This is a genomic window from Hymenobacter sp. YIM 151858-1 (genome assembly GCF_025979705.1).
Lineage (GTDB): Bacteria > Bacteroidota > Bacteroidia > Cytophagales > Hymenobacteraceae > Solirubrum.
Map to the genome: position 1 here is coordinate 3995050 of NZ_CP110136.1, position 21804 is coordinate 4016853.

Annotated in this window: 15 protein-coding genes and 4 tRNA genes; all 19 read left to right on the plus strand. The window is 55.4% G+C overall.

What is annotated here, in order from left to right; all coding sequences use genetic code 11:
- Window positions 1–29: 29 nt before the first annotated feature.
- The 19 genes from OIS50_RS17685 to fusA all read left to right on the plus strand — a co-directional run bounded on the left by OIS50_RS17685 (window position 30) and on the right by fusA (window position 21790).
- Complete coding sequence (locus tag OIS50_RS17685) at window positions 30–2609, plus strand: M1 family aminopeptidase (RefSeq protein WP_264691968.1); 2580 nt, start codon at window positions 30–32, stop codon at window positions 2607–2609.
- 178 nt (window positions 2610–2787) lie between these two features.
- Window positions 2788–2870 (plus strand) — tRNA-Tyr (locus OIS50_RS17690).
- Between the two features lie 27 nt (window positions 2871–2897).
- Window positions 2898–2970, plus strand: a tRNA-Gly gene (locus OIS50_RS17695).
- A gap of 35 nt (window positions 2971–3005) precedes the next feature.
- A tRNA-Thr gene (locus OIS50_RS17700) sits at window positions 3006–3077 on the plus strand.
- 163 nt (window positions 3078–3240) lie between these two features.
- Window positions 3241–4428 (plus strand): elongation factor Tu, encoded by a 1188-nt coding sequence (tuf, locus tag OIS50_RS17705; protein WP_264691969.1) that lies wholly within the window; start codon window positions 3241–3243, stop codon window positions 4426–4428.
- A 117-nt stretch (window positions 4429–4545) separates the two neighbouring features.
- Window positions 4546–4616, plus strand: a tRNA-Trp gene (locus tag OIS50_RS17710).
- A 70-nt stretch (window positions 4617–4686) separates the two neighbouring features.
- Window positions 4687–4881 carry a preprotein translocase subunit SecE gene (gene secE / locus OIS50_RS17715; RefSeq protein ID WP_059072151.1) on the plus strand — a complete coding sequence of 65 codons (195 nt, stop codon included), beginning with the start codon at window positions 4687–4689 and terminating at the stop codon, window positions 4879–4881.
- Between the two features lie 26 nt (window positions 4882–4907).
- Entirely contained in the window at window positions 4908–5468 is a 561-nt protein-coding gene (gene nusG, locus OIS50_RS17720) for a transcription termination/antitermination protein NusG (RefSeq protein ID WP_264691971.1), read from the plus strand.
- A 114-nt stretch (window positions 5469–5582) separates the two neighbouring features.
- Window positions 5583–6026: a 50S ribosomal protein L11 gene (gene rplK / locus OIS50_RS17725; protein ID WP_059072153.1), complete on the plus strand. Its 444-nt coding sequence runs from the start codon at window positions 5583–5585 to the stop codon at window positions 6024–6026.
- 12 nt (window positions 6027–6038) lie between these two features.
- Complete coding sequence (rplA, locus tag OIS50_RS17730; RefSeq protein WP_264691973.1) at window positions 6039–6737, plus strand: 50S ribosomal protein L1; 699 nt, start codon at window positions 6039–6041, stop codon at window positions 6735–6737.
- Between the two features lie 15 nt (window positions 6738–6752).
- Window positions 6753–7307: a 50S ribosomal protein L10 gene (rplJ, locus tag OIS50_RS17735; protein ID WP_264691974.1), complete on the plus strand. Its 555-nt coding sequence runs from the start codon at window positions 6753–6755 to the stop codon at window positions 7305–7307.
- Between the two features lie 60 nt (window positions 7308–7367).
- Window positions 7368–7748, plus strand: a complete 381-nt coding sequence (rplL, locus tag OIS50_RS17740) for a 50S ribosomal protein L7/L12 (protein WP_264691975.1) — start codon at window positions 7368–7370, stop codon at window positions 7746–7748.
- Between the two features lie 345 nt (window positions 7749–8093).
- Window positions 8094–11978 (plus strand): DNA-directed RNA polymerase subunit beta, encoded by a 3885-nt coding sequence (rpoB, locus tag OIS50_RS17745; protein WP_264691977.1) that lies wholly within the window; start codon window positions 8094–8096, stop codon window positions 11976–11978.
- A gap of 395 nt (window positions 11979–12373) precedes the next feature.
- Window positions 12374–16717, plus strand: a complete 4344-nt coding sequence (gene rpoC, locus OIS50_RS17750) for a DNA-directed RNA polymerase subunit beta' (RefSeq protein ID WP_264691978.1) — start codon at window positions 12374–12376, stop codon at window positions 16715–16717.
- A 139-nt stretch (window positions 16718–16856) separates the two neighbouring features.
- Entirely contained in the window at window positions 16857–17186 is a 330-nt protein-coding gene (locus tag OIS50_RS17755) for a DUF3467 domain-containing protein (RefSeq protein ID WP_264691979.1), read from the plus strand.
- A gap of 71 nt (window positions 17187–17257) precedes the next feature.
- Window positions 17258–18004: a class I SAM-dependent methyltransferase gene (locus tag OIS50_RS17760; protein ID WP_264691980.1), complete on the plus strand. Its 747-nt coding sequence runs from the start codon at window positions 17258–17260 to the stop codon at window positions 18002–18004.
- Window positions 18005–18565: 561 nt separating this feature from the next.
- Window positions 18566–18982, plus strand: a complete 417-nt coding sequence (gene rpsL, locus OIS50_RS17765; RefSeq protein ID WP_059072162.1) for a 30S ribosomal protein S12 — start codon at window positions 18566–18568, stop codon at window positions 18980–18982.
- Between the two features lie 106 nt (window positions 18983–19088).
- Window positions 19089–19556 (plus strand): 30S ribosomal protein S7, encoded by a 468-nt coding sequence (gene rpsG, locus OIS50_RS17770; RefSeq protein WP_059072163.1) that lies wholly within the window; start codon window positions 19089–19091, stop codon window positions 19554–19556.
- Between the two features lie 98 nt (window positions 19557–19654).
- Complete coding sequence (fusA, locus tag OIS50_RS17775; protein ID WP_264691981.1) at window positions 19655–21790, plus strand: elongation factor G; 2136 nt, start codon at window positions 19655–19657, stop codon at window positions 21788–21790.
- Window positions 21791–21804 lie beyond the last annotated feature (14 nt).

The window sequence follows — 21804 nt, forward strand, 5'->3', positions numbered from 1 at the left end:
AACCCCCAGATTACCCCAAATTCCGCGCAATGAAATACCCGGCACTCGGTGCTCTTGTTTTGGCTATTGCGTTGCCCTTCAGTGCACTGGGGCAAACCAGTAAGCCCGGAACGGCCAAGAAGAACGCCGCGAACAAGCCCGCGTCTACCGAAACACCCGGCCAGCCGCAATCCTCGTCGCAGTCCATCCTGATCGTTCCCAACTGGCTGCCACCGATCAATCCCATTCAGCCAGCAGCCACCCTGTTGCACGACCTAGTCGATACCAAACTTGACGTTCGTTTCGACTGGGCTAAGCAGTGGTTGCTGGGAGTGGCTACCGTAACGGTACGCCCGCACTTTTACCCCCAAACGCAGCTCGTGCTCGATGCTAAGGGCTTCGAAGTCAAGAGCGTAAAACTGATTTCGGGCGGCAAGGAAAAAAGCCTGAACTACCAGTACGATAAAAAGCGGCTGGCCATTACGCTCGACAAAGCCTACACGCGTACCGAGCCTTACCAGGTTCGCATTCAATACATTGCCAAGCCCAACGAATTAGCGGCAGGGGGTAGCGCCGCCATTTCTTCGGACAAAGGATTGTATTTCATCAATCCCCTAGGTGCCGAGAAGAACAAGCCGAAGCAGATCTGGACGCAAGGCGAAACGGAGGCCAGCTCCTGCTGGTTTCCGACTATCGACCGGCCGAACCAGCGCATGACGCAGGAAATCAGCATGACGGTGGAGCAGCAATTCAAAACGCTGTCGAACGGCCTGCTGATTGCCTCCAAGAAAAACAACGACGGCACCCGCACCGATACCTGGAAGCAGAGCATCCCGCACGCCCCTTACCTGGCCATGATGGCCGTGGGCGATTATGCAGTGGTTAGCGACACCTGGCGAGGCAAAGCTGTCGATTATTACGTGGAGCCGCAGTACGCCGCTCACGCCAAGGCTATTTTCGGGAAGACGCCCGAAATGATGGAGTTCTTTTCGAAGAAGCTGGGTGTTGATTTCCCTTGGGAAAAATATGCCCAGGTAGTGGTGCGCGATTACGTTTCGGGCGCAATGGAGAACACCACGGCCACGGTGCACGGCGACTTCGTGCAGAAAACCCGTCGGCAGCTTATCGACGGCAACGATGAAGGCGTTATTGCCCACGAACTATTTCACCAGTGGTTCGGCGATTACGTAACCACCGAGTCGTGGTCGAATCTACCGCTGAACGAATCCTTCGCGGATTACTCGGAATACCTCTGGACGGAGTATAAGTACGGCAAAGAAGCGGCCGACCTCCTAGGTCATCGTCAGGCCAACTTGTACCTGGAGGAAGCCCAATCGAAGCGCGAGCCCCTGATTCGCTACCGCTACGCCGACAAAGAAGACATGTTTGACCGCCACTCCTACGAAAAGGGTGGCAGGGTGCTGCACATGTTGCGCAACTACATCGGCGACGAGGCCTTTTTTGCAGCCCTCAACAAATACCTGACTACGAATAAGCTCTCAGCCGTAGAGGTGGCCGAGCTGCGTATGGCGTTTGAAGACGTGACGGGCGAAGACCTGATGTGGTTCTTCGATCAGTGGTTTATGCAACGCGGCCATCCCACCATCAATGTATCGCACACTTATGCCGACGGCAAGGTGACGCTGCAAGTGGTGCAAAAGCAGGATACCACTTATCAGCCGGTGTACCGATTGCCGGTTACCGTAACTACCTGGGTTAACAACCAGCCGACGGACCACCGAATCGTTGTCAGCAAAGCCAGGCAAACCTTTCAGCTGGCCGTAAATCAGCGCCCCAGCCTGGTTCATTTTGATTCTGACAAAGTGCTGCTGGCTGAGCTGACCGAAGAGAAAAGCCAGGAGGAGCTGCTGTATCAATATTACCACGCGCGCAATTTCCTGTCGAAAACCCAAGCCATTGAGGCACTCCGGCCTAAAGTAGGCGACTTAGCTGTGAGCGGAATGATGCGGCATGCCTTGGCTGACCCCTTTTGGGGCGTTCGGGCAACGGCGGCAGAGGCACTGCGGCGCTACCGTGGGCCAGAGGGCGGCGCCATTCGGAAAGAGCTGGAGCGGGTAGCTACCACGGATAAGGACAGCCGGGTACGTGCAACGGGGATAGGAGCGCTGGCCTCCTTCCAGAACGAAGACTTTGGTGCCTTGTACGCTAGGTCGCTAAAAGACAGTTCCTACGCAGTGTTGGGTGCCGCTATTAGCGCACTGGCTAAATCGCCGGCCGCAACTGCTCAGCAATCCATCGAAGCACTGCGGAGCGAGAAAAACCCCGTGATAGTTGCAGCATTATCAAACTACTTCGCTCTGAACGGTACCCTCGATCATTACCAGTGGTACCTAGCACAGATGGATGATGCCGATGCTGCCACGTTGTACCAGATGCTGCAAGACCTAGGCAGCTTCATGCTTCGGATTCCGGCTGTAGAACGCGACAAGGCCGTTCGGAAAATGGAAATAATGGCCCGCACCAACCCTAGGTATGAAGTTCGGTTGGGAGCATATAAAGGGCTGAGCACTCTTGCCGGAAACATGCCCACACTAAAAACTACGCTGGCTGACATACGCAGCAAGGAAAAAGATGAGCGGTTGATCGGTATCTATAACCTGCTGCAATAGCGCACTTTATCCAAAATGGGAGTTGGACATCAAAAAAAATGATTCGCTTTTTTTGACCGACTGCTTGACTTGCATCCGAAAGCATCTAATTTTGCGTCTCCATTCAGCAATCGAGCTGCACACGCCGGTTCTTGAACGGGAGATGGTGTAGGCAAACGGCCAGCACCAAAGCAAAAAAGGGGGGATTCCAGAGCGGCCAAATGGGACGGACTGTAAATCCGTTGTCTTACGACTTCGAAGGTTCGAATCCTTCTCCCCCCACACCCTTTTTTATGCCATTGCCCTTACGCGGGAGTAGCTCAGTTGGTAGAGCGGCAGCCTTCCAAGCTGCAGGTCGCGGGTTCGAACCTCGTCTCCCGCTCATCTGCTTAAACTGAGCAATGACATAAAATACCAGCCGTTGTAGCTCAGGGGTAGAGCACTTCCTTGGTAAGGAAGAGGTCCGGGGTTCAAATCCCCGCAACGGCTCAAGAGTGATACCAACGGGGCAGCGCGCCTGCCGCCGTATGGCCTGCAGCAAGCGACGTGCAGTTTTTCCTAGGGAGAAGTCTGCGTTTCGCTTTCTTGCAGTATACACGCAGCGCGTTTCGCATCCTCTTTTTCCTCAAAATTTCTTCCCAATCTCCTTACAATGGCTAAAGAAAGTTTTGACCGGTCCAAGCCGCACGTAAACATCGGCACGATCGGTCACGTGGACCACGGCAAAACGACCCTGACCGCCGCCATCACTACCGTGTTGGCAAACAAAGGTCTGGCTGCTAAGCGTGACTTCTCCTCGATCGACAACGCTCCTGAGGAAAAAGAGCGCGGTATCACCATCAACACCGCTCACGTAGAGTACGCTACCGCCAACCGTCACTACGCTCACGTTGACTGCCCTGGTCACGCTGACTATGTGAAGAACATGGTAACCGGTGCTGCTCAGATGGACGGCGCTATCCTCGTGGTAGCTGCTACCGACGGCCCGATGCCCCAGACCCGCGAACACATCCTGCTTGCTCGCCAGGTAGGTGTACCGCAGCTGGTTGTGTTCATGAACAAAGTGGACATGGTTGACGACCCCGAGCTGCTCGAACTCGTTGAGATGGAAATCCGCGAGCTGCTGTCGTTCTACGACTTCGACGGTGACAACATCCCGGTTATCCAAGGTTCGGCCCTAGGTGGTCTGAACGGCGATGCCAAGTGGGTAGGCACCATCGAGGCTCTGATGGATGCTGTTGATAACTTCATTCCGATTCCTCCCCGTCTGACCGACCAGCCCTTCCTGATGCCGGTAGAAGACGTGTTCTCGATTACCGGTCGTGGCACTGTAGCTACGGGTCGTATCGAGCGCGGCGTAATCAACTCGGGTGAGCCGGTAGAAATCCTCGGTATGGGTGCTGAGAACCTCAAGTCGGTAGTAACCGGTGTTGAGATGTTCCGCAAGATCCTTGACCGTGGCGAAGCTGGTGACAACGTAGGTCTGCTGCTCCGCGGTATTGAAAAAGAAGCCATCCGTCGCGGTATGGTTATCTGCAAACCCGGCTCGGTAACTCCCCACAAAAAGTTCAAGGCTGAGGTTTACGTACTGTCGAAGGAAGAAGGTGGCCGTCACACGCCGTTCTTCAACAACTACCGTCCGCAGTTCTACTTCCGTACCACCGACGTTACGGGCATCATCTCGCTGGCTGAAGGCGTAGAAATGGTAATGCCTGGCGACAACGTAACTATCACGGTTGAGCTGATCAACTCGGTAGCTATGGAAAAAGGTCTCCGTTTCGCTATCCGCGAAGGTGGCCGTACGGTAGGTGCCGGTCAGGTAACCGAAATCCTCGACTAACCGTCGAAAGATCAATGCAATCCGCCCGCGAAATTTTCGCGGGCGGATTTGTTTTGTCTGGAACCTTCACTACATTTGCACTCCCATTCAGAGCATCCGGCGCTGATCGGGCAATACACGGGCGTAGTTCAAGGGTAGAATAGAGGTCTCCAAAACCTTTGATGGGAGTTCGAATCTCTCCGCCCGTGCTGATTAAAACCAGAAGCCGGCCGCTGCAGAAGCGGCCGGCTTTGCCTTACCGCCAACCGGCCACCCTACATGGATAAGTTGTCGAAATACTTCCGCGATACCGTCGAGGAGATGCGTTATAAGGTAACGTGGCCTTCTTTTGACGAGCTGCAGAAGAGCGCCGGCCTGGTGCTCATCGGCTCCATCGTGTTTGCCATTGTGGTTGGCCTGATGGACGTGACGTTCGAGTCACTGCTGAAGGCATTCTACAACTCGTTCCGCTAAGTCTCACCTGTTTTCTAGTAGCTAAAATGGGAGAATTGAAGTGGTACGTGGTTCGTTCGGTGAGCGGCCAAGAGAAAAAAGCAAAACAGTACCTCGAAACCGAAATTCACCGCCACGGCCTTGATGAGCTTGTGCCTCAAGTGCTGATTCCGGCTGAAAAAGTGTACGAGATGCGGAATGGTAAGAAGCGAGTGCGTGAGCGCAGCTTTTTCCCCGGGTACATCCTGATTCACGCAGATCTGTCGCACGGCGAGGTAGACCACATTATCACCACTACTCCCGGCGTGCTGGGCTTCTTGAGTGATAAGGAAGGCAAGGCAGCCAATGCCAAGCCAGTACCGCTGCGCATGAGCGAAGTAAACCGCATCCTTGGCATCGTTGACGAAACGGAGGAGCAGCCGGCAGCGCTGGAAGTACCTTTCGTGGTTAACGAAACCGTGAAGGTAATAGATGGTCCGTTCAACGGCTTCTCGGGCACTGTAAACGAAGTATTCGAAGAGCGCAAGAAGCTGAACGTAATCGTCAAGATTTTCGGCCGTGCTCAGCCAGTAGAGCTGAGCTACACGCAGGTCGAAAAGGAACAATAAGAACTGTTACAGTTGGGCTACCGGTCGTCCGCTCCGGACTGGTGGTCGCTTCCAATAGGAGCATTTTTCACAACGGCATTAGGAGCCACCTGATGCCGAAGTTCAACAAACCGAATGGCCAAGGAAATCAAAGGTTACCTGAAGCTTCAGGTAAAGGGAGGTGCGGCTAACCCAGCCCCGCCGATTGGACCTGCGCTTGGTTCGAAGGGCTTGAACATCATGGAGTTTTGCAAGCAGTTCAACGCTCGCACCCAGGATAAAGCCGGCCAAGTGTTACCTGTTCTCATCACCATGTACACCGATAAGTCGTTTGACTTTGTGGTGAAGACGCCGCCTGCGCCGATTCTGCTCATGGAAGCAGCTAAGATTCAGAGCGGGTCGAAAGAGCCGAACCGTAACAAGGTTGGCTCGGTGACCTGGGACCAAGTCCGCCAAATCGCCGAAACGAAAATGCCCGACTTGAACGCTTTCAAGATTGAGTCGGCCATGAAGCTCGTAGCTGGCACCGCTCGCAGCATGGGCCTCACCATCACGGGTGAAAACCCCCTCACCAAGTAATTAGGAGAGACCATGGCAAAAGTGAGCAAAAAGCGCAAGGACGCCCTTGCCAAATTCGATCTGACGGAAGTACGGTCGCTGCAGGACGCTGCCAAAGTGGTGAAGGAAATTACCTACACCAAGTTTGACGCTTCGGTAGATATCGACGTACGCCTGGGTGTTGACCCCCGCAAAGCTGACCAAATGGTACGCGGCGTAGCTACGCTGCCCCACGGCACAGGTAAGACGGTTCGTGTACTGGCACTCGTAACCCCGGACAAAGAAGCCGAAGCTACGGCTGCTGGCGCCGATTACGTAGGTCTTGATGATTACATCTCCAAGATCGAAAAAGGCTGGACCGATATCGACGTGATCATCACCATGCCGGCTGTTATGGCCAAAGTGGGCCGCCTAGGTCGTGTACTGGGTCCCCGTGGCCTGATGCCGAACCCCAAGTCGGGTACTGTAACTACGGACGTAGCTAAAGCTGTACAGGAAGTGAAAGCTGGTAAAATTGACTTCAAAGTCGATAAGACCGGTATCATTCACACCTCGGTTGGCAAGGTGTCTTTCAGCGAAGAGAAACTTGCTGAAAACGCTTTCGAACTGATCCAGACTCTGCAGCGTCTGAAGCCTTCGTCGGCTAAAGGGACTTACATCAAGAGCATCACGCTCTCGAGCACGATGAGCCCTGGCGTACCGGTAGACACTGCTGTTACTTCCGCCAAATAAGCAATACGCCTAATCATGACGAAGGAAGAAAAATACGCCCTCGTAGATGAGTTGGCCGGTAAGTTCGGCGAATACAGCTTCTTCTACATCACGGATGCTTCGGGCATGACCGTGGCTAAGATCAACGAATTCCGCCGCCTCTGCTACAACCGGGGCATGGAGTACAAGGTCTACAAAAACACGCTGATCCGTAAGGCGCTGGATCGTTTGTCGGGGGATACCTCGGCAATGGATGCTGCCCTGAAAGGCCAGTCGGGCATCCTGTTCTCGCAGGAGTCCGGTTCGGCTCCGGCTAAGCTGCTGAAAGACTTTTACAAGTCGCAGAACTACGGCCGCGGCGTTGAGCCCAAGCCGGTGTTCAAAGGTGCTTACCTGGACAGCGATGTGTACGTTGGTGCTAACCAGCTCGACACGCTCAGCACGATTAAAGGCAAGCAGGAACTCATCGGTGACATCATCGGTCTGCTCCAGTCGCCCGCCAAAAACGTTATCAGCGCTCTGTCGAGCGGTGGCAACAAGCTGGCTGGCATCCTCAAAACCCTTTCGGAAAAAGAAGAGGCCGCAGGCTAACCGCTGCTCTCTTTCTCTCTCAATTCATCGTTTACAACAACACCCCAAATTTTTTGCAAAATGGCAGATCTGAAAGCATTTGCAGAGCAGCTTGTTAGCCTGACCGTTAAAGAAGTTAACGAACTGGCCACGATTCTGAAGGACGAGTACGGCATCGAGCCGGCAGCTGCTGCTCCGGTAATGATGGCTGGTGGTGGCGCTGGCGCTGCTGCTGACGCTCCCGAAGAGAAGACTTCGTTCGACGTGATCCTGAAGTCGGGTGGTGCTCAGAAACTGGCTGTTGTTAAGCTGGTGAAAGACCTGACCGGCCTGGGCCTGAAAGAAGCCAAAGAACTGGTTGACGGCGCTCCGAAGCCCCTGAAAGAAGGTGTTGCTAAGGATGAGGCTGAAGGCCTGAAGAAGCAACTGGAAGAAGCTGGTGCTGAAGTAGAGGTTAAGTAATTAACCTCTCTCACCTACCTGCTTTAACCGGACTGATTAGAAAGAAACAGGATACGGTCTATTCCATTTGCCGCACCTGTTTCCAAGTCCGACAAGCATGGATTAGACCTGGCAACTAAGTCAGGTCTTTTCCTGTTTGTAGCCTGCAAACTTTGCTATTGGCCGTTTCTACGCTCTGGGAGCGTTTTTCGGCGAAACGGTAGCGCGAACCCACCACAGCTGCATGTTATTGAAGAACGTTTTTCTTGCCCCTAGGGTTGTTCTTCGATGCGTGAGTGGTTGGCTCGCGCTACTGGCATGGTTTGAAGATTCCATCCTCCCAGTGTCATTTTAATTCTTAACACGTTGGCTACACCCCAAGCAAAGGCTACGGCCGAGGAGCGGATCAATTTCGCCAAGATTAAGAAGGTAATCGAGTACCCGGACTTCCTGGACGTGCAGTTGCAGTCGTTCCGGGACTTCTTCCAGCTGGAGACGGCTGCCGAGAATCGTTCGAACGAAGGCCTGTTCAAGGTATTTGCCGAGAACTTTCCGATTTCGGACTCGCGGGAAAACTTCGTGCTGGAGTTTATCGATTACCACGTTGATCCGCCGAAGTACTCCGTAGACGAATGCATTGACCGCGGCCTGACCTACTCGGTTCCGCTGAAGGCCAAGCTGCGTTTGCTCTGCAACGACGAGGACAACGAGGATTTCGAAACCATCGAGCAGGAAGTGTTCCTGGGGAACATTCCCTACATGACGGAGAAGGGTTCCTTCGTTATCAACGGCGCCGAGCGCGTTATCGTGTCGCAGCTGCACCGCTCGCCGGGCGTGTTCTTCGCTCAGAGCAAGCACACCAACGGTACGAAGCTGTACTCGGCCCGTATTATTCCGTTCAAGGGTTCGTGGATTGAATTTGCCACGGACGTGAACAACGTGATGTACGCGTACATTGACCGGAAGAAGAAATTCCCGGTTACGACGCTGCTTCGCGCCATCGGCTACGGCACCGACAAAGACATTCTGGACCTGTTCGGGCTGTCGGAAGAGGTGAAAGCCGACAAGAAAACCCTTAAGAAAGTTGTTGGCCGCAAGCTGGCCGCCCGCGTGCTGCGCACCTGGACGGAAGACTTCGTGGACGAAGACACCGGTGAGGTAGTTTCGATTGACCGCAACGAGGTGCTGCTGGAGCGTGACTCGACCGTTGAGGACGAGGACATCGACACCATCGTGGATTCGGGCGTGAAGTCCATCATCCTGCACCGCGAAAACGTCAACATCGCTGATTTCGCCATTATCTACAACACCCTCCAGAAGGATAACTCCAACTCGGAGAAGGAAGCTGTAGAACAGATTTACCGCCAGCTGCGCAACACGGAAGCGCCGGACGAAGAAACGGCCCGTGACATTATCCAGAAGCTGTTCTTCTCGGATAAGCGTTACGACCTGGGTGACGTTGGCCGCTACCGTATCAACAAGAAGCTGGGCATCGACACGGGTTGGGACGCTCGCGTACTCACGAACGAGGACATCGTGCTCATCGTGAAGTACCTGATCGGCCTGATCAACTCGAAGGCTATCGTCGACGACATCGACCACTTGTCGAACCGCCGCGTGCGCACCGTGGGCGAGCAGCTGTACGCCCAGTTCGGCGTAGGCCTGGCTCGTATGGCCCGTACGATCAAGGAGCGCATGAACGTGCGCGACAACGAGGACTTCAAGCCCGTTGACCTGATCAACGCCCGTACGCTGTCGTCGGTTATCAACTCGTTCTTCGGTACGAACCAGTTGTCGCAGTTCATGGACCAGACCAACCCGCTGGCCGAGGTGACGCACAAGCGTCGCGTATCGGCGCTCGGGCCGGGCGGTCTGTCGCGTGAGCGGGCAGGTTTCGAAGTACGTGACGTTCACTACACCCACTACGGCCGCCTTTGCACCATCGAAACGCCGGAAGGACCGAACATCGGTCTGATTTCGTCGCTTTGCGTGCACGCTCGCGTGAACTCAATGGGCTTCATCGAGACGCCCTACCGCACTGTTGAGAACGGTAAGGTAGACGTAAGCGAGACGGTGAAATACCTGACCGCTGAAGAGGAAGATACGCACCACATTGCCCAGGCTAACGCCCGTATCGATGAGGCCGGTAACTTCCTGTCGGAGCGCGTGAAGGGTCGATTTGAGGGTGACTTCCCGGTAGTAGAGCCGGCCGAGTACACCTACATGGACGTTGCGCCGAACCAGATTGTATCGGTAGCTGCTTCGATGATTCCGTTCCTGGAGCACGATGACGCCAACCGTGCGCTGATGGGCTCGAACATGCAACGCCAGGCTGTGCCGCTGCTGAAGCCGCAGGCTCCGATCGTAGGTACCGGCCTTGAAGGCCGCGTAGCTATCGACTCGCGTGCCCTGGTGGTAGCCGAAGGCGACGGTGTTATCGATTACGTTGACGCCAACAAGATCATCGTTAAGTATGATCTGACTCAGGAAGACATTCTGGTAAGCTTCGATGCTGAGCGTGTAACCTACGAGCTGATCAAGTTCCGGCGCACGAACCAGGATACCTGCTTGAATCTGACGCCCATCGTGAAGAAGGGCGAGCGGGTAGTGAAAGGCCAGCCGCTGTGCGAAGGCTACGCTACCGAAGCTGGTGAACTGGCCCTAGGTCGGAACATGCAGGTGGCGTTCATGCCCTGGCAGGGTTACAACTTCGAGGACGCCATCGTGATTTCGGAGAAGGTAGTCCGCGACGATATCTTCACTTCGATTCACATCGAGGAGTTTGAGCTGGAAGTACGCGAGACCAAGCGCGGCGAAGAAGAGCTGACGTCGGAAATCCCGAACGTAAGCGAAGAAGCCGTACGCAACCTCGACGAGAACGGCATCATTCGCATCGGTGCTGAAGTGCGCGAAGGCGACATCCTGATCGGTAAGATCACGCCGAAGGGCGAAACCGACCCGACCCCGGAAGAGAAGCTGCTGCGTGCCATCTTCGGCGACAAGGCCGGCGATGTGAAGGATGCCTCGCTTAAGGCGCCGCCCTCACTGAACGGTGTGGTTATCGAGACCAAGCTGTTCTCGCGTCCGAAGAAGGACAAGAACCTGCGTGCCAAATCGAAGCGCGAAGTAGAAGAGCTGAAGGACCGCTACGCTGCTGAGCTACGCGGTGTGAAGGCAGTGATGATCGACAAGCTGGTGCAACTGCTCGACGGCAAAACGTCGCAGGGCATTAAGCACAAGTTTGGCGACGAGCTGCTAGCTAAAGGGGCCAAATTCGGCAAGAAGAACATCACCGATGCGCTCTTCCCCGAAAAGAACCCCTACAAGGACGAAAGCAACTACGCCGTGCCGGAAGAGGTCAACCTGTTCAAGGACCTCATCCTGGAGAACTGGACTGCCGACGAGCGTACCAACGCGATGGTAGCGGAGCTGGTGAAGAACTACACCAAACGCCGCAACATCGTAACGGCCCGCTTCAAGCGCGACCGGTTTACCCTGGAGGTAGGCGATGAGCTTCCGGCGGGTATCGTGCAGCTGGCTAAAGTGTACATCGCCAAGAAGCGCAAGCTGAAGGTAGGTGACAAGATGGCCGGTCGTCACGGTAACAAAGGGGTGGTAGCCCGCATCGTGCGCGACGAGGACATGCCCTTCTTGCCCGACGGCACGCCGATGGACATCGTGCTCAACCCCCTAGGTGTACCGAGCCGTATGAACATCGGTCAGATCTACGAGACCGTGCTTGGGTGGGCTGGCCTGAAGCTGGGCCGCAAGTACTCTACGCCGATCTTCGACGGTGCTACGGAAGATGAAGTAGCGCGCGAGCTGACCGAGGCTGGCTTGCCCGATTGGGGGCGTGCTTACCTGCACGATGGCCTGACGGGTGACCGTTTCGACCAGCCGGTAACCGTGGGCGTGATTTACATGCTCAAGCTCGGTCACTTGGTTGACGACAAGATGCACGCCCGTTCCATCGGTCCGTACTCGCTCATCACGCAGCAGCCGCTGGGTGGTAAGGCGCAGTTCGGTGGTCAGCGCTTCGGCGAAATGGAAGTGTGGGCTCTGGAGGCCTTCGGTGCTTCGAACATCCTGCAGGAAATCCTGACGGTGAAATCGGACGACGTGATTGGCCGTGCCAAAGCTTACGAAGCCATTGTAAAAGGCGACGTACTGCCCAAGCCGAATATCCCCGAGTCATTCAACGTACTCATTCACGAGTTGCGCGGTCTGGCCCTGGAGATTACGCTGGACTAGTTAAAAGCTGCTAACAGAATGGTTGTCGGTGCCTCGGTACCGGCAACCATTTTGCGCATCCTGCCCTAGGTCGACTCGTCGGTTAAACAGGGTAGGGGCCAGGCAAGCAAACAGCATAGTACGAGCGGCTTTGCGACATGCTTTTCGGCCGTTGTTCCGAGATATGGTCAGGACAACATTAACCGGCAGAAAGGTCATCAACAAGCTGGTCGAGTGGAGCCGACGAGGCTTCGACCCAGACCCGATAAAATCTACTGCGCGGCGTACCTATCCGACCCGCAGAGCACTTTTACGTGAGTCGAGCTGTTAGGAATTTCTGCGGTGAGGCCTCCCTAGGTCAGATGCAAGAGTCAGAGCAGTAAACAGCAACAAGCTAAAGCTTAAACACAAGCAACATGGCGTTTGCAAAAACGAAAAAGCTGGTTCAGGACTTCTCGAAAGTCACCATCTCGCTCGCCTCTCCGGAAGCTATTCTGGAGCGCTCGAACGGGGAAGTGGTGAAGCCCGAGACGATCAACTACCGCACGTACAAGCCCGAGATGGGCGGCTTGTTCTGCGAGCGGATCTTCGGACCGGTAAAAGACTGGGAGTGCCACTGCGGCAAATACAAGCGCATTCGCTACAAAGGCATCATCTGCGACCGTTGCGGCGTGGAGGTGACCGAGAAGAAGGTGCGCCGCGAGCGGATGGGCCACATCGAACTGGTGGTGCCCGTCGCGCACATCTGGTACTTCAAGTCGCTGCCCAACAAAATTGGTTACCTGCTGGGCCTGCCCACCAAGAAGCTCGATCAGATCATCTACTACGAGCGTTACGTAGTGGTGCAGCCGGGCTTGCTGGAAGCGGAAGGCGTACAGCAACTCGACTTCCTGACGGAAGACGAATACCTGGACATCATCGACAAGCTCCCGCGCGAGAACCAGATGCTGCCCAACGAGGACCCGCAGAAGTTCATCGCCAAGATGGGCGCCGACGCGTTGTACATGCTGCTCGAGCGCCTGAACCTAGACGAACTGAGCTACTCGCTGCGTGACTCGGCCGCCCACGAAACTTCGCAGCAGCGTAAGGCTGAAGCTTTGAAGCGTCTGCGTGTAGTAGAGGCTTTCCGCGAAGCTAACGGCCGCATCGAAAACCGCCCCGAGTGGATGGTGATTCGCATGGTGCCAGTGATTCCGCCGGAACTGCGTCCGCTCGTGCCGTTGGATGGTGGCCGTTTCGCTACCTCTGACTTGAACGACCTGTACCGTCGCGTTATCATTCGCAATAACCGCCTCAAGCGCCTGATCGAAATCAAGGCTCCGGAGGTGATTCTGCGTAACGAGAAGCGCATGCTGCAGGAAGCCGTAGACTCGCTCTTCGACAACTCGCGTAAGGTGAATGCCGTGCGCGCCGAAGGCAACCGCGCCCTAAAGTCGCTGTCCGATATGCTGAAAGGCAAGCAGGGCCGCTTCCGTCAGAACCTGCTCGGTAAGCGCGTCGACTACTCGGGCCGTTCGGTTATCGTGGTAGGTCCGGAGCTGAAGCTGCACGAGTGCGGTCTGCCCAAGAACATGGCAGCCGAGCTGTTCAAGCCGTTCATCATCCGCAAGCTCATCGAGCGCGGCATCGTGAAGACGGTGAAGTCGGCTAAGAAGATCGTAGACCGTAAGGACGCCGTGGTGTGGGATATCCTCGAGAACGTACTCAAGGGTCACCCGGTACTGCTGAACCGTGCTCCTACGCTTCACCGCCTCGGTATCCAGGCGTTCCAGCCGCGTCTCATCGAGGGTAAGGCTATTCAGTTGCACCCGTTGGTGTGTACCGCCTTCAACGCTGACTTTGACGGTGACCAGATGGCTGTGCACGTACCCCTAGGTCCGGCCGCTGTACTGGAAGCCTCGATGCTCATGCTGGCGTCGCACAACATCCTGAACCCGGCCAACGGCGCTCCGATTGCGGTACCGTCGCAGGACATGGTTCTGGGCTTGTACTACGTAACGAAAGGCAAGCGCACCACCGAAGAAGAAGTAGTTGTAGGCGAAGGCCGCACCTTCTACTCGGCTGAGGAGGTAGTTATTGCTATCAACGAAGGCCAGCTCTCGAAGCACGCCTACATCAAGGTGCGTACGAAAGTGCGCGACGAAGAAGACAATCTCGTAACCAAGGTTATCGAGACGGTTGCTGGGCGTGTGCTGTTCAACCTGCACGTACCCGAGGAAGTAGGTTTCGTGGATGAGCTGCTGACCAAGAAGAAGCTGCAGCAGATCATCTCGATGGTGTTCAAGCGTACGGGCATGGCCCGCACGGCACAGTTCCTCGACGACATCAAGACGCTGGGTTTCCAGTCGGCTTACAAAGGTGGTCTGTCGATGGGCCTAGGTGACATCCAGATTCCGGTTGAAAAAGACCAGCTGATTGCCCAGGCCCAGAACGACGTGAAGGCGGTAACCCAGAACTACCAGATGGGTCTGATTACCGACAACGAGCGTTACAACCAGGTTATCGACATCTGGACGCGTATCAACAACCAGATTACCGAGACGCTCATGTCGCGTTTGGAGAAGGAGAAGCAAGGCTTCAACTCCATCTACATGATGATGCACTCCGGTGCTCGTGGTTCGCGCGAGCAGATCCGTCAGCTCGGCGGTATGCGTGGTCTGATGGCCAAGCCGCAGAAGTCGCTGCAAGGTTCGGTTGGCGAGATTATCGAAAACCCGATCCTGTCTAACTTCAAAGAAGGTCTGGACGTTATCGAGTACTTCATCTCGACGCACGGTGCCCGTAAGGGTCTGGCCGATACCGCTCTGAAAACGGCTGACGCTGGCTACCTGACCCGCCGTCTGGTAGACGTGTCGCAAGACGTTATCGTGAATGACGTTGACTGCGGTACGCTGCGTGGCATCGAGACCTTTGCCCTGAAGGATAACGAGGACATCGTGGAGCCGCTGGCCGAGCGTATCCTAGGTCGCGTGGCTGTTCACGACATCGTGGACCCGCTGACCGACGAAGTTATTCTGCCTGCCGGCGACGAAATCACCGAAGAGGTGACCCGTCGTATCGACCAGACCAGCATTGAATCGGTGGAAATCCGTTCGGTACTGACCTGCGAAGCCAAGCGTGGTATCTGCGCCCGTTGCTACGGCCGCAACCTCTCCACTGGCCGCATGGTACAGAAAGGTGAGGCTGTGGGTGTAATCGCCGCTCAGTCGATCGGTGAGCCTGGCACCCAGCTGACGCTGCGTACCTTCCACGTGGGTGGTACTGCATCGAACATTGCCGTAGAAGCCAGCATCCGCGCCAAATTTGCCGGCGTAGTCGAGTTCGAAGACGTGCGTACCGTTGATTCGGTGAATGCGGAAGGCGAACCGGTGAAAGTGGTAATGGGCCGCTCGGGTGAAGTACGTATCGTGGAGAAAGGCACCGGCAAGGTGTTTATCTCGAACCACGTTCCGTATGGCTCGTTCCTGCTAGTAGAGGAAGGTCAGGAAGTTGAAAAGGGCCAGGAGCTCAACAACTGGGACCCCTACAACGCCGTAATTCTGGCCGAATTCGATGGTACCGTCAACTACGAGGGCATCAAAGAAGGCGTAACCTACCGCGAGGAGTCGGACGAACAGACCGGCTACCGTGAGAAAGTGGTTATCGAGTCGAAAGACAAGACCCTGGCTCCGGCGCTGGTTATCAAGGCCGGCAAGAAAGGTGGCGACGAAACCCAGAAGGCGTACAACATCCCCGTAGGCTCGCACATCAACGTGGAGAACGGTGAGAAGATCAAGGCCGGTCACATTCTGGCTAAGATCCCGCGCGCCGTTGGCAAGACCCGCGACATTACCGGTGGTCTGCCCCGCGTTACCGAGCTGTTCGAAGCCCGTAACCCGTCGAACCCAGCGGTTGTGTCGGAAATCGACGGTGTGGTAACCTACGGTACGGTGAAGCGTGGTAACCGCGAAATCTTCGTCGAGTCGAAAGACGGCGTACGCAAGAAGTACATGGTGCCGCTGTCGAAGCACATTCTCGTGCAGGACAACGACTTCATCCGTGCCGGTGCGCCGCTGTCGGATGGTGCCATTACGCCGACCGACATCCTGAACATTCAGGGCCCCGGTGCCGTGCAGGAGTACCTCGTGAACGAGATTCAGGAAGTGTACCGCTTGCAGGGTGTGAAAATCAACGATAAGCACATCGAGGTGGTAGTACGCCAGATGATGCAGAAGGTGGTTATCATGGACCCGGGCGATACGTCGTTCCTCGAGCACCAGACCGTGGACAAGATCACGTTCATGGAAGAGAACGATGCCATCATCGACATGAAGGTGGTAACGGACGAAGGTGACTCGACGATCCTGAAGCGTGGTCAGATCGTGACGGCTCGTAAGCTGCGCGACGAGAACTCCTCGCTGCGTCGCCGCGACCTGAAGCTGGTAGAAGTGCGCGACGCTTCGCCGGCCGTATCGCGCCCTACGCTGCAGGGTATCACGCAGGCCTCGCTGGGCACGCAGTCGTTCATCTCGGCTGCTTCGTTCCAGGAAACGACCAAGGTGCTGTCGGAAGCTGCCATCCGTGGCAAGGCCGACGAACTCCTAGGTCTGAAGGAGAACGTAATCGTTGGTCACCTCATTCCGGCCGGTACCGGCTTGCGCGAGTACACGCGCATTCAGGTTGGCTCGACGGATGAGCCGGAAGTGGCACCCGCTGCTCCGGCCGCCAGCGAAGCGAAGCCCCGCGCTAGCCGCAGCAAGCGCGAAGTATCGGCTGAGTAATTAGCTGATTGCATAAGGAAGTCCGCCGGAAGCAATTCCGGCGGACTTTTCTTTTTTGGCTACCTTAGCTCAAAGGAGCAGCGAGCATGCTGCATCTGCATTACACCACTGAAATGCGCGGTTTTTCTGCGCTATGTACATGGCTCAACAACCACCTGTTCCGGCACCCGAAGACCAACAAATTAACATTGAGCTATCGGAGGACATCGCCGAAGGCGAATACGCCAACCTAGCGATGATTGCCCATTCGAGTAGCGAGTTTGTAATCGACTTTATTCGCCTGATGCCTGGTTTGCCCAAAGCCAAGGTGAAAGCACGCATTGTAATCACCCCCGAGCACGCCAAGCGGCTTTTGTCGGCTTTGTCCGACAATATCGAGCGGTATGAGCGCAGTTTTGGCACGATCAAAACCCAGGAAGACATGCCGAACTTCCCGATGAACTTTGGCGGCACAATGGGCGAGGCGTAGTATTGGTCAGCCGCACGAAAGCAATTACCTAGGAGCCGCGGTATAACACGCGGCTCTTTTAATTTAAGGGTATGCCTCCGATTGATCGTTTCTCCAAGCATGCCGAACAGTACGCGCAATTCCGTATTACCTATCCTGCCGCGTTATATGATTACTTGCTTTCCAGAACCCTAGGTCGGGACGCAGCTTGGGACTCAGGCACCGGCAACGGGCAGGTTGCCGTCGATGTAGCTGCTCATTTCAGCAGGGTAGAGGCAACCGATATCAGCCAGAAGCAACTGGCGCAAGCCTCTCATGTGCCCAACATTAGGTACAGTATCAGCCCGGCTGAGCATACACCTTTTGCTGATAGCACTTTTGATCTGATTACGACCGCCCAAGCCCTGCACTGGTTCGATGCGGCGGCTTTTCATCGTGAGGGCAGAAGGGTTGCGAAACGAGGAGGAGTTATTGCCGAATGGGGTTACGGTCTGGTCAGGGTGAACCAGCAGCCGATTGACGCGCTGATTCGGCATTTCTATTCCGATATTGTTGGGCCGTTTTGGGACGAAAACCGCCGACATATCGACGACGAGTTTGCGCGTATTCCGTTCCCCTTTGCCGCGGTTGAGCACCGGCGCTTCGAGGAGCGGCAGAACTGGGACGCCGAACGGTTTATGGGTTACCTAAATACGTGGAGCAGCGTGCAGCGCTACCAACAGACAGTAAGAGAGGGGCCGCTGCGGCACATAGAACAACCTCTGAAGGAACTATGGGGAGCAAGACAGAGAGAGGTTTGCTTCCCGATATTTCTACGAACCGGCAGAATTGATAAGTAGTAAACAACGCTACTGAATTATCTTACTAGTAAACTAGCTTACCAAACGTACCAATGTGCCTACTGCAAATGGGCTATGAATATCGCATCGTTTGCACGTTGACTACCGAGCAGACCAAAAGCATCCTTACCAGCGCACCGCATTTTGACATTTGCGACGAGCTAGGGCGCTACGAGTACCGCAATTCTTGTAGCCTGACTAGTATGCCTGATGCAGAAGCACAACGTGCCGAGTACGGCCTTTACTTCTGCGGTTACACCCGTAGCCGAACGAGTTTGGAAGTGCTGGGCTACGTGCTCAGCCGCTGTGCCGACCTAGGGCCCGTTGCCTTGCACGTAGCAAACTGAGGTGATGCGCCATACTCAGCACGGACCGAAAGCCCTGCAGGCTAGGACCTATCTTCGGGATGTTCAACTTTGCGGAGTGCAAAGCCATTGATAATGAGCTTATGCCCATGCCCAGGTTAAGTTATAACACCCGTTTGCTATTGTAAATCAGACTATCTACCTTTGCCAGCCTAATTTTTTGGGAGAAGACCCTCCCGGACAAAACGCTCAATAGATGCCAACCATCAACCAACTAGTGCGCAAAGGCCGCGAGAAGTTGACGACTAAATCGAAGTCGCCGGCACTCGATTCCTGCCCGCAGCGCCGTGGTGTGTGCACCCGTGTGTACACCACCACGCCCAAGAAGCCGAACTCGGCTATGCGTAAAGTAGCTCGCGTACGCCTGACCAACGGCAAAGAAGTTAACGCTTACATCCCTGGCGAAGGCCACAACCTGCAGGAGCACAGCATCGTGCTAATCCGCGGTGGTCGTGTGAAAGACCTTCCCGGTGTGCGTTACCACATCATCCGCGGTGCCCTGGATACCGCTGGCGTTAACGGTCGTCTGCAGCGCCGTTCGAAGTATGGTGCCAAGCGTCCGAAGCCGGGTCAACCGGCCGCAGCAGCTGGCAAAGGCGGTAAGAAAAAGTAATTAGGTAGTAAGGGGCTGAATAACGGCCACGGGTCTGAGTAATACGCTTTGAAGCGTGTGAAGCTAGGCCGTAAGACATTTCAGCCCACGAGACTCCTCATATACCATGAGAAAAGCAAAACCGAAAAAGCGTATCCTCCTGCCGGACCCCAAGTTCGGCGAGACGCTGGTAACCCGTTTCGTAAACTACCTGATGTACGACGGCAAGAAGAGCCTGGCGTACAACATCTTTTACGATGCCCTGGAGCAGGTAGAAGCTCGCACCAAGGAGAACGGCCTGGAGCAGTGGCGCAAAGCCCTGAACAACGTGATGCCGACTGTGGAAGTAAAGAGCCGCCGCGTAGGTGGTGCTACCTTCCAGGTTCCCACGGAAGTTCGCCCCGACCGTCGCATCGCCGTTGGCTCGAAGTGGCTGATTCAGTTCTCGCGTCGTCGAGGCGAGAAAACGATGAAAGACAAGTTGGCCGGCGAAATCATTGCTGCTGCTAAAGGTGAAGGTGCTGCCGTTAAGAAAAAAGACGACACCCACCGGATGGCTGAAGCCAACAAGGCCTTCTCGCACTTCCGATTCTAAATAGGAATTTGGGGTCTTGGGGACTTTGGAGCTTGGTTTTTTGTTCAGTCAGAATACCAAGTCCCTAAGTCCCCAAGTTCCTAAGACCCAACACTGACATGGCCGTCAACGAAAACCTGAAGTACCTCCGTAACATTGGGATTATGGCGCACATCGACGCCGGTAAGACCACGACGTCGGAGCGCATTCTCTACTACACGGGTAAAACTCACAAAATCGGGGAAGTGCACGAAGGTGCTGCCACGATGGACTGGATGGAGCAGGAGCAGGAGCGTGGTATCACCATCACCTCGGCTGCTACTACTACCTTCTGGAACTACCCCACGGTGCAAGGCGAATCGACGCCTGAGACCAAGCAGTACAAAATCAACCTGATCGACACCCCTGGCCACGTTGACTTCACCGTAGAAGTTGAACGTTCGCTGCGTGTGCTCGACGGTGCCGTCGCTCTGTTTTGCGCCGTATCGGGCGTAGAGCCGCAGTCGGAAACCGTATGGCGTCAGGCCGACAAATACAAAGTACCGCGCATCTGCTTCGTCAATAAGATGGACCGCGCTGGTGCTGACTTCTTCAAGGCTGTAACGGAAATCAAAGATAAGCTGGGCGCTAACCCCGTGCCGCTGCAGATTCCGATCGGTGCTGAAGACACCTTCAAGGGTGTGGTTGACCTGCTGACTGGCAAAGCCATCGTGTGGGACGATGCCACTCAGGGTAAGACCTACAAGGAAGTTCCGGTTCCCGAAGACCTCGTGGACACCGTGCAGGAGTGGCGTGAGAAGCTCGTAGAAAGCGTTGCTGAATACGACGACACACTCATGGAGAAGTTCTTTGAAGATCCGGACAGCATCACCCGCGAGGAGATGATGGACGTGATCCGCAAAGCAGTTATCGACATGAAGTTCTCGCCGGTAATGTGCGGCTCGGCCTTCAAAAATAAGGGCGTTCAGGCTATGCTGGATGCCGTTATGGCCTACCTGCCCTCGCCGCTCGACATGCCCGCCATCATCGGTACCAACCCCGACACCGGCGAGGAAGTTGAGCGTCACCCCGACAACGAGGAGCCCTTCACTGCTCTGGCGTTCAAAATCGCTACCGACCCCTTCGTAGGTCGTCTGTGCTTCTTCCGCTGCTACTCGGGTCAGCTGGAGTCGGGTTCGTACGTGTTCAACAACCGTACGGGCAAGAAAGAGCGCATCTCGCGTTTGATGCAGATGCACTCCAACAAGCAGAACCCGATCGACAAGATCCAAGCTGGTGACATTGCTGCCGGCGTTGGTTTCAAAGACATCAAAACCGGTGACACGCTGACGGAAGAGAAAGACCGCCTCGTTCTCGAGTCGATGTCGTTCCCCGAGCCTGTAATCGGCTACGCTATCGAGCCTAAGACCCAGGCCGACGTAGACAAAATGGGTATGGCTATTGCCAAGCTCGTTGAAGAAGACCCCACGCTGACGGTATTTACGGACCCCGAAACGGGCCAGACTGTACTGCGCGGCATGGGTGAGCTTCACTTGGAAATCATCATCGACCGTATGCGTCGCGAGTTCAAGGTTGAAATCAACCAAGGTGCTCCGCAGGTAGCTTACAAGGAGATGATTACCAAGAAAATCGAGCACCGCGAAGTCTACAAGAAGCAAACGGGTGGTCGTGGTAAATTCGCTCACATCGAGTTTGAGCTGGGCCCGAAAGAAACCGAGCCGGAGAAACCCGGTCTGGAATTCGTAAACGGCATCACCGGTGGTGTTATTCCGAAGGAATTCATTGCTCCGATCCAGAAAGGCTTCGAAGAAGCTATGAAGAGTGGCGTACTCGCCGGCTTCCCGCTGGACTCCATGCGCGTTAAGATCTACCACGGTTCGTACCACGATGTGGACTCGGACGCTCTGTCGTTCGAAATGGCTGCTCGCCTCGGCTACAAGGAAGCAGCTCCCCGCTGCGCTCCGAAGCTGCTCGAGCCCATCATGGCCGTTGAGGTAGTTTCGCCGGATGAGTACACGGGCCCGGTAACGGGTGACCTGAACCGCCGTCGTGGCATCATGAAAGGCATGGACACGAAGGCTGGCGCTCAGGTTATCAAGGCTGACGTTCCGCTGTCGGAACTGTTCGGCTACGTAACCGACCTGCGTACCATTTCTTCGGGTCGCGCTTCGGCTTCGCTGACCTTCTCGCACTACGAGCAGGTACCGCAGAACCTCGCCGAGGGCATCATCGCCAAAGTAAAAGGCGGTAAGTAATACTTGCTTTCACA